The following is an 8,950-nucleotide window of genomic DNA, read 5'->3' on the forward strand; positions in this document are numbered from 1 at the left end:
CTTGCCGAAGAAACGGATCGCTTTTTCCAGATGCAGAATGGTCCTTACAGCGTTCTCTTTTGGTCCTTCTTTGTCTTGAAGTTTGTCATACCGTTCCCCGTCTTGGTGTTTCCGGCATGCCGTCACAATGTCAAAGTGATTGTGGCGATGGCTGCATCGATCATTCTGGGCACTTGGATTGAACGGTATACATGGATTGCTGGGACCTATCCGAGCGAACACATGCCCATGACATCCTTGTTTGATATCGTTGTGACGACCATTGTGTTTGGGGTTGGTTTTGTAAGTGTTCGTTTGGCCATGCGTCGCTGCAACCTCATCAGTTAAACCCCCCATGATTGGTTGAGCGAACCGTTTCACGGTTGTTCATCGGCCCCCAAGATTTGACTTGGGGGCCGATTTTTTATGAGTGCCTTTGTGTTGTGATACCCGGAAGTGGAGGGGCGGATCACCCAAACGGATGGCTAGCCTTTTGTATATCGTTCATTTCTTATAGAGTCGTCCGCCGCTTCACGTCATCTTGGGCTCTGCGCTGCTTGAATCTGAAAGTAGGCTCACTGTGGTCTCCCCACGGGCGCTGTGAATCCAGCACCGCTGTCAACTTGGCGTGGGGTAGCCGTGTTGCAATACGATAAAATCAGCGTTTACCCTTGATCTCGGCGAGACCTCTCCCGAGTTGACTCACCACTTCTGAGGAATTCCATGAGTGACCAGCGAATCGACCAGTCTAAGCGGACATGGCTGATTGCATCGAGCTGTGCAGGTGTTGTCGGTGGCTTTGCCACGACGGTTCCCCTCGTCAACACGATGATGCCGTCTGAACGGGCCCGTGCTGCTGGTGCTCCTGTTGAAGTGGATATCAGCAACTTACAACCGGGTGAGAAGCTCACCGTTGAATGGCGCGGTAAACCCGTCTGGATCGTGCGGCGTACGCCCGAGCAATTGGCGAGCCTCAAGGCGATTGAACCTCAATTGGTCGATCCCAATTCTGTAAGGGATCAATATCCCACACCGTCGTACGCCAAGAATCCAACGCGTGCCATCAAGCCGGAATTCTTTGTGGCCATTGGGGTCTGTACGCACTTGGGCTGCTCTCCCGGTGACAAGTTCAAGGTGGGCCCCCAGCCGTCGCTGCCCGATGACTGGCAGGGTGGTTTTCTTTGCCCTTGTCACGGATCCACCTTCGATCTCGCTGGGCGCGTGTTCAAGAACAAGCCGGCTCCCGACAACCTTGAGGTTCCCCCTCACATGTACTTGTCGGATACACGACTCTTGATCGGCGACGACAAGGCCGCTTGAGCACCCACGCGTCACACACGTACACACCGAGAATTTCATGGCTGACTTCAAACAAGCTCCCGAAGGCGCCTCCCTGGGCGTCAAAATGATGACATGGGTGGACAACCGGTTTCCAGCCACCAAGCTCTATAAAGAGCACTTGTCTGAGTACTACGCGCCGAAGAATTTCAATTTTTGGTACTTCTTCGGCTCCCTGGCGATGCTCGTTCTGGCGATCCAGATCATTTCTGGCATCGTCTTGGCCATGAATTACAAGCCGGACGCTGCGCTGGCTTTTGCCTCCGTTGAATACATCATGCGCGACGTGCCTGGCGGCTGGTTCGTGCGCTATATGCATTCCACGGGCGCCTCGGCGTTCTTTGTGGTGGTCTATCTCCACATGTTCCGTGGCTTGCTTTACGGTTCATATCGTCAACCGCGTGAATTGATCTGGATCTTCGGGTGCATGATCTTTCTGGCCTTGATGGCTGAAGCGTTCATGGGGTACTTGCTGCCTTGGGGACAAATGTCTTACTGGGGTGCACAGGTGATCGTGAATCTCTTCTCGGCTTTCCCGGTCATCGGTCCCGATCTGGCCTTGCTGATTCGCGGTGACTACGTGATTGGTGATGCCACCCTGAATCGCTTCTTTGTCTTCCACATCGTGGCGCTACCTTTTGTGTTGGTGGGCTTGGTGGCAGCGCATATCTTGGCGCTGCATGAAGTGGGCTCGAACAATCCGGATGGGATCGAAATCAAAGCCAAGAAGGACAGCCGGGGTATTCCCCTTGATGGCATTCCCTTCCATCCGTATTACACGGTGCATGACGCGCTTGGCGTGGCGGTTTTCCTGATCATTTACTTTGCCGTCTTGTTCTTTGTGCCTGAAGGTGGTGGTTATTTGCTGGAAGCAAATAACTTTATCCCGGCTGATCCGATGAAGACGCCGTTGCACATTGCACCGGTTTGGTACTTCACGCCGTTCTATTCCATGCTGCGTGCGACCACCGATGTGATGGTCAATATGCTGCTGGTGGTGGTGAGTTTGGGCGCTGCTGTGGCGATTCTCAAAGGTGGTTTCGACAAGAAGGGCAAGATCGCGATCGTTGTGGGGGCGCTGGTGATGTTGGCCCTTTTGAAGTTGCTCGAAGCCAAGTTGTGGGGTGTGGCTGTGATGTACGCCTCTGTGCTGATCATGTTCTTCATGCCTTGGCTGGATCGCAGTCCGGCGAAGTCGATTCGCTATCGACCGACTTTCCACCGTGTGTTTTTGATCGTCTTTGTGATCGACTTTATCGTCTTGGGATATCTCGGCATCAAGCCGCCTTCAGAAATCGGCACCCTGATTTCTCAGATCGGAACCTTCTATTACTTCGGATTTTTCCTGCTGATGCCATGGTGGAGTCAGATGGGTAAGTTCAAGCCGGTCCCCGATCGCGTGACCTTCCACGCCCATTGATGGCTGTTGACAATCACGGAGCACGATGAAATGAAAAAGCTGATTGCCAACCTGCTTGCGAGTCTTGCAACCTGTCTGGTTTTGCTCGGGGCCGCTCAGGCCTCCGGGGGCGCGGTCCACTTGGACAAGTTCCCCGAAGAGAAGTCGAAGGACACCCAAGCCCTCCAGCGTGGGGCCAAGTTGTTCGTCAATTACTGCCTGAACTGCCATGCCGCGGCTTTCATGCGCTACAACCGGATGCACGACATCGGGTTGACGGATGCCGACATCAAGAAAAACCTGATGTTCTCCTCAGAGCGCGTGGGCGAGTTGATGATGACGCCCCTCGATCCGAAGCAAGCCAAAGAGTGGTTTGGCGCCACGCCGCCGGATCTGACCCTGATTGCTCGTTCGCGCACCACCGATGCCGGTAGCGGTGCTGATTACCTCTACACCTATTTGCGCACCTTCTACCTTGACGCCACCAAGGCCACGGGCTGGAATAACTTGGCGTTCCCGAGTGTGGCCATGCCGCATGTGCTGTGGGAATTGCAAGGGCAGCGCAAGGCGGTTTTTGAAGAAATCGCTGATCCGCACGAAGCGGGTAAGACCATCCACACGTTCAAGCGCTTCGAACAAGTCACGCCGGGTAAGCTGAGCGAGGCAGAATATGATGCTGCGATCGGTGATCTGGTGGCCTTCCTTCAATGGATGGGAGAGCCGGCGAAGGATTTCCGTGTCAAACTCGGCCTATTTGTGATGATCTTCCTCGCCGTTTTCGCCTTCTTTACTTGGCGCTTGAACGACGCGTACTGGAAAGACATCAAGTAAGAGTCGTCAGGCGTCCTGCCCCTTGTCGGGGCTGTGGCACCATCGCGCAGAGGCCCAAAGTGCCCCTGCGCGATTTTGTTTTTTCGTGAACTCAACTCAGAAGAGTGTGCTGCCATGATGGTGCTTTATTCCGGAACCACCTGTCCTTATTCCCATCGTTGCCGCTTCGTCTTGTTCGAAAAAGGCATGGACTTTGAGATCCGTGACGTCGATCTTTACGCCAAGCCGGAAGACATCGCGCTGATGAATCCGTACAACGAGGTCCCGATCCTCGTTGAGCGCGATCTGATCCTGTACGAATCACACATCATCAACGAGTACATCGACGAGCGTTTCCCCCATCCGCAGCTCATGCCGGGTGACCCGGTGGCGCGCGCACGGGTGCGTTTGTTCCTGTTTAACTTCGAAAAAGAGCTGTTCACCCACGTGAACACCCTTGAAGGTCGTGGCACCACGGTCAAGGCGACCGACAAGCAGCTGGAAAAGGCCCGCTCGCACATCCGCGACCGCTTGACGCAGTTGGCACCGATCTTCCTCAAGAACAAGTTCATGCTGGGCGATGACTTCTCCATGCTCGACGTGGCGATTGCCCCGCTGCTTTGGCGTTTGGACTACTACGACATCGAGTTGTCGAAGAACGCTGCGCCGCTGCTCAAGTACGCGGAACGCATCTTCTCGCGTCCGGCCTACATCGAGGCGCTGACCCCGTCTGAAAAGGTCATGCGCAAATAAGTTTGGAACGTCTGGAACCCTTCGCCCATCGTCCTTCATGAGCATCGCTACACCGCCAAGCCCTGACTCGCTGCCTTCGACGCGGCCGTACCTGATTCGTGCTTTGCACGATTGGTGCACTGAAAATGGCTTCACGCCTTACTTGGCTGTGGCCGTTGATGGCTCCACCCAAGTCCCGCTTGAATACGTTCGTAATCAAGAAATTGTGCTGAACGTCAGCTTTGACGCCACCAGCAGCTTGCGTTTGGGCAACGACTGGATCGAGTTCAAAGCCCGCTTCGGGGGCGTGGCGCGCGAGATCATGGTCCCTGTGGACCATGTGATTGCGATCTATGCGAAGGAAAATGGGCAGGGCATGGCTTTCCCCATGCCCACGCCCGCAGAGATTTCGGTCGAGAAGCCCGCCTTGGGTTTGGCGCCGGTGCCGCAAGGGACGGGCTCGGATGAGCCGTCTCCTCCTGCGTCGCCCGCCTCGGGTGGTAGCGCGCCTCGCCGCCCGACTTTGACACGGGTGAAATAACAGCCTGCAACATAACGGGGTGAGAATGGCGATGGAAGGGGTTGGCGTAAGCGCTTTCTCCTTTACAATGCCCACCTCACACGCCGGCTTAGCTCAGTTGGTAGAGCAACCGCCTTGTAAGCGGTAGGTCATCAGTTCGAATCCGATAGCCGGCACCACATGCAAAACCCGCGATCTCTTTTGGAGGTCGCGGGTTTTTTGTTGTCCCTGAGAGGAAAATCAGGGCATGGCGTGGATTTGCCAAGTGGTAAAGCCCGTGTTGGCGGTGCTCCAGTCGGGGTAGATGGTGCCTGGAATATTGCCAGCGGTATCGGTCAGCAGCACTTCAGCGACGGGAAGAAATGTGGGTGTTGGCGTTCCTGCACTCATCAGTCCGGAAGTCGTGAACTTTCCGACAGTCGCTTCAGTAAAGCGAATTTCGACAATGTCCACCAAGCTCATGATGGGCAGGCCCGTTGCTAGATCTACCATCGGCTGACCCGTGATGGGATCCATTTGGATATGCATCTGTGGCCCGAGCGGGGTGGTGCCATCCCACGAAAGACCACTGTTGGCGATGGAAGTGGTGAACGTACCGTTCACACCCAGCGGGTCTACCCAAGGCAGGCCCGTGGCTGGATCCATCAACATGGGTTGATTGCCTTGGTTGATCACGACTGCTTCGTTATAGGTGATGCGCATCACGGCCGTCGAGGGGGTGGCGCCACTGGTCGAGATGTATAGACCTTGAAAGTCTGACGATAAGGGCGTACCGCCACCGCCGATGTTGTGTATCGGTCCAACGTTATCGGTGGTGATGCCGTAGGTCGTGGCTACAGATTGCCCCCCAGGCCCGGTTTCATAGGCTTGCACGGTATGGGCTCCCACCATCGACAACACTCCAAAATTGATCGGATCGGTGGTCGCATTAAGCGTAAATGCGCCTGCTGCCCCGGCTAACGTCCATGTACCGCCATCAACGCTGTACATCAGGGTATCTGCCACATTGCTGGGTGTGAGCGTTAGATCTGGTTGTGCTGTGAGGTGATCGGTGTTGATTGCGGTATTGGTTAACAAAGTCGGATCAATCACACCTGGACCAGTGTCTGTGACTAAAGTGATGGAGGGGGGCTGAATCGAGTTACCCGCAGTGCTCAGGGTGAAGGACACATCCGGTGTGGCCGAGGTGATGGAGACGTTGCCCGCCAAGTCGATCTGGTGCACGTACAACGCATTGGCGCCCAAACTCGGCGTGAAAGTGGCTAGATCAGCCCAAGTACCCGCCGCTCCTGTCAAGCTGTACTGCAGAACGGCTCCGGTTTCGATGCCGCCTGCGGAGGGTGTCAATGAAGCTGAAGTGATGGTTGAACCTTGTAGGGGTTGCGGTGTCCCTGGAGTTGCAAGGTTGTCGGTCAATGTCAGTACAGGGGTGAGTGCGCCTGTATCCAAGGTGTAGGTCAACGTGGTCCCTGTGGACGAGTTGCCGGCTTTGTCGAGTTGTTGCGCGGTGACCTGATAAATACCATCGCCAGTCGGGGCTGGTATCTGAGCCGTGCCATTGGTGACGGTGATCGTACCCGCGCTGCTTTGTCCCACAACACCACCGACGACCGGGGCGATGGAGTAGCTGACTTGATAAATGTTGGGATCAAGTCCGGTGACATTGATAAGGCCACTGGAGGAAATGTGGTCGTTGGCGTACAGACCGGTATCTGTTGCGAGGGTTAGTGTGGGAGCCAATGCAGCACGGTCCAACGTGAAGTTGAACGTGACCGGTACCACCCCTGTGCCACTGATGGTTAGGGTATGAGGACCATCGACGGTGGGAGCCACATAGCTAGGTACGGTGACACCGTCCAGCACATAACTGACATTGGTCGCCGCAGCATTGATCCCGATATTGAGCGCGGCATTGCTGGAGATGTGATCCACAGCCGAGATGCCGGTATCGCTGACCATGGTGATGGTTGCTGCTGCGGGCAGCGTTCCACCAACTGCAAAAGAACCTGCTGCTGAGGCCGTGGAGGCATTGCCTGCCAGATCGGTCAATTGGGCGGTGGCCCCGTAGCTGCCGTTCGCCAAGCCTGCGGCCAAGGTGAACGTCACGTTGCCGCCCAAGTTGGCTGCGGTCAGAGCGACGGTACCTGTGGGGGTGATGACGGTGTTGGCCGCGTCGGTCAGCACCAAGCTCAGCACATCGCCTGCAATCGCATTGGCCGGAACCGCCACGCTGAGGGTGGTGGGGTTGGTGCCGGCAGCCGGAGTGACGTTGGGCGCCGCAGGTTGCGCGGGAGCCACGGTATCGAGCATGAAGTTAACGGTGCCCGTCGTGCCAGAAACATTGCCGGCGGTATCGGTTTGGCGCACTTCGACGGTGTAGTTCACACCGTTAATCAAGGCTGCATTGGCGGCATCGGTAGGAACAAAATTACCCAAAGCATCCGGTGTAACGGCTCGCCACGTTGTGGGTGCCGGTGTCCCCGCGATGTAGCTGATGTATTCGACGATCGCCCCGATTTCCAGTCCGGTGACGTTCACGCTGGCCAAGTTGGTCAGGCCGTCACCTGGCGTGCCGCTGTCTAAAGTTAACGCGGCCCCAGGGGTTGCCGGGGCGACACGGTCGAGCGTCAACGTGACAGTTTGGGTACTGAGGGATACGTTGCCAGCTGCATCAGTCTGGCGAATTTGAACGGTATACGGTGTGGCATCGACCAAGGCAAGCCCCGTCACGGTGTCGATGGGGGTGAACTGGTTCGTGACCAAGGTTGCCGTGGTCCAAACGGTGGGTGCGGCTGTGCCTGTTGGGTAAGCGATGTACTCAACAAGAGCCCCCACTTCAACGTTGCTGAGCGTGATGGCTGCTGAATTGGTCAGGCCATCACCGGGTGTGCCGCTGTCGAGCGTCAGGGCACCGTTAGGGGTGACCGGGGCGACAGTATCCAGTGTCAGTGTGACCGGTTGAGCGGTCGGGGCGACATTGCCGGCGATGTCGGTCTGACGAACTTGAACGGTATACGGTGTTGCCTGCGCCAACGGCAGCCCAGTCACGGTGTCGATGGGGGTGAACTGGTTGGTGACCAAAGTTGCCGTGGTCCACACAGTGGGTGCGGCTGTGCCTGTTGGGTAAGCGATGTACTCAACAAGGGCCCCCACTTCAACGCCGCTGAGCGTGATGGCCGCTGAATTGGTCAGGCCATCACCGGGTGTGCCGCTGTCGAGCGTCAGGGCACCGTTGAGGGCGACCGGTGCGACAGTATCCAGCGTGAATTGAAAGAGGGTTGGCAAGCTGGGCGTCAGCAAAGCGGCCGGATCGGCATAGCGCACGTACGTCTTGTTCAGGCCTTCTGCCCACGTGGGCAACGTTGCGGTCCAACCCGTGAGGCCATCCACGCTGTATTGAGTTTGTGTCAGCGTCGGATCCGCCGGGATATTGAGCGTTGCATTGGCCGTGATCAGATCGGTGGCGGAACTGCCGGTGTCTGAGAGCAAGCTGACCACCGGGCCAGCTACACCTTGGAGCGTGTAGCTGGCTGTACTGGTGGTGGCATTGCCTGCTGCGTCAGTCACCACCACGTTGATGCTGTAGGCCCCATTGACCATTTGTGAGGGCAAGCTGTACGTCGTACCAGCGACAGCCGATCCCACCAGCAAAGTCAGCACGCCCGTGGGGGCCTGGGTGTAAATCTCGTACTGGACGGAGGCACCTGCTTCCACCCCGGTGATGTCGATCGCCGAGTTCGGGACGGTGCTGGTGTTGATGGGTGTGATGGTCCCAGCCTGAAGAAGATTTGGTGCTACCGGGGCGACGTTGTCAAAGGCCAGCGCTGCCGAGGTGACGGGAGCGGCGGTGTTGCCCGCAGCGTCAAAGGCCGAAGCCGAGGCGGTGTAGCTGGTGCCGCTCATCAAAGCGGTGGTGGAGATGGGCAGGGTGACCGAGCCGGCAGCGATGTCCGCGCTAGAGAGCACGGCCTGAGCGGTGACGGGGGTGGCACCGTTGGGGATGGAGACCGTGACGGTGTCACCGGCGACCGACGTGGCGGCCAAAGTGACGGTGGCCGAGAGTCCCAAGGTGGCGGGGTTGTAGCTCAGTGCGACCGTGTTCAGGGCCGGGGCGACGTTGTCAAAGGCCAGCGCTGCCGAGGTGACGGGAGCGGCGGTGTTGCCCGCAGCGT

7 protein-coding genes and 1 tRNA gene are annotated in these 8,950 nt (G+C 57.2%); 7 read left to right on the plus strand and 1 reads right to left on the minus strand.

What is annotated here, in order from left to right; translation table 11 throughout:
- From AB3X39_RS13310 to AB3X39_RS13340, 7 genes are all read left to right on the plus strand, one after another.
- Nucleotides 1–327, plus strand: a 327-nt coding sequence (locus AB3X39_RS13310) for a hypothetical protein (protein ID WP_369417867.1), incomplete at its 5' end; no start/stop codon positions are given.
- A gap of 375 nt (nucleotides 328–702) precedes the next feature.
- A complete protein-coding gene (petA, locus tag AB3X39_RS13315; protein WP_369417868.1) occupies nucleotides 703–1,299 on the plus strand; it encodes a ubiquinol-cytochrome c reductase iron-sulfur subunit in 597 nt (198 codons plus the stop codon).
- Between the two features lie 37 nt (nucleotides 1,300–1,336).
- Entirely contained in the window at nucleotides 1,337–2,737 is a 1,401-nt protein-coding gene (locus AB3X39_RS13320; protein ID WP_369417869.1) for a cytochrome b, read from the plus strand.
- 30 nt (nucleotides 2,738–2,767) lie between these two features.
- Nucleotides 2,768–3,547: a cytochrome c1 gene (locus AB3X39_RS13325; protein WP_369417870.1), complete on the plus strand. Its 780-nt coding sequence runs from the start codon at nucleotides 2,768–2,770 to the stop codon at nucleotides 3,545–3,547.
- A gap of 114 nt (nucleotides 3,548–3,661) precedes the next feature.
- Nucleotides 3,662–4,279, plus strand: coding sequence for a glutathione S-transferase N-terminal domain-containing protein (locus AB3X39_RS13330; protein ID WP_369417871.1), 618 nt, complete (start codon nucleotides 3,662–3,664; stop codon nucleotides 4,277–4,279).
- 37 nt (nucleotides 4,280–4,316) lie between these two features.
- The gene (locus AB3X39_RS13335) at nucleotides 4,317–4,799 is read left to right on the plus strand and encodes a ClpXP protease specificity-enhancing factor (RefSeq protein ID WP_369417872.1); all 483 of its coding nucleotides are present in this window, start codon (nucleotides 4,317–4,319) and stop codon (nucleotides 4,797–4,799) included.
- A gap of 82 nt (nucleotides 4,800–4,881) precedes the next feature.
- A tRNA-Thr gene (locus tag AB3X39_RS13340) sits at nucleotides 4,882–4,957 on the plus strand.
- A 61-nt stretch (nucleotides 4,958–5,018) separates the two neighbouring features.
- Here the strand turns inward: AB3X39_RS13340 and AB3X39_RS13345 are convergent.
- Nucleotides 5,019–8,950, minus strand: a 3,932-nt coding sequence (locus AB3X39_RS13345; RefSeq protein ID WP_369417873.1) for a beta strand repeat-containing protein, incomplete at its 5' end; no start/stop codon positions are given.

The sequence above is a fragment of the Leptothrix ochracea genome (genome assembly GCF_041083635.1).
Lineage (GTDB): Bacteria > Pseudomonadota > Gammaproteobacteria > Burkholderiales > Burkholderiaceae_C > Sphaerotilus > Sphaerotilus ochraceus.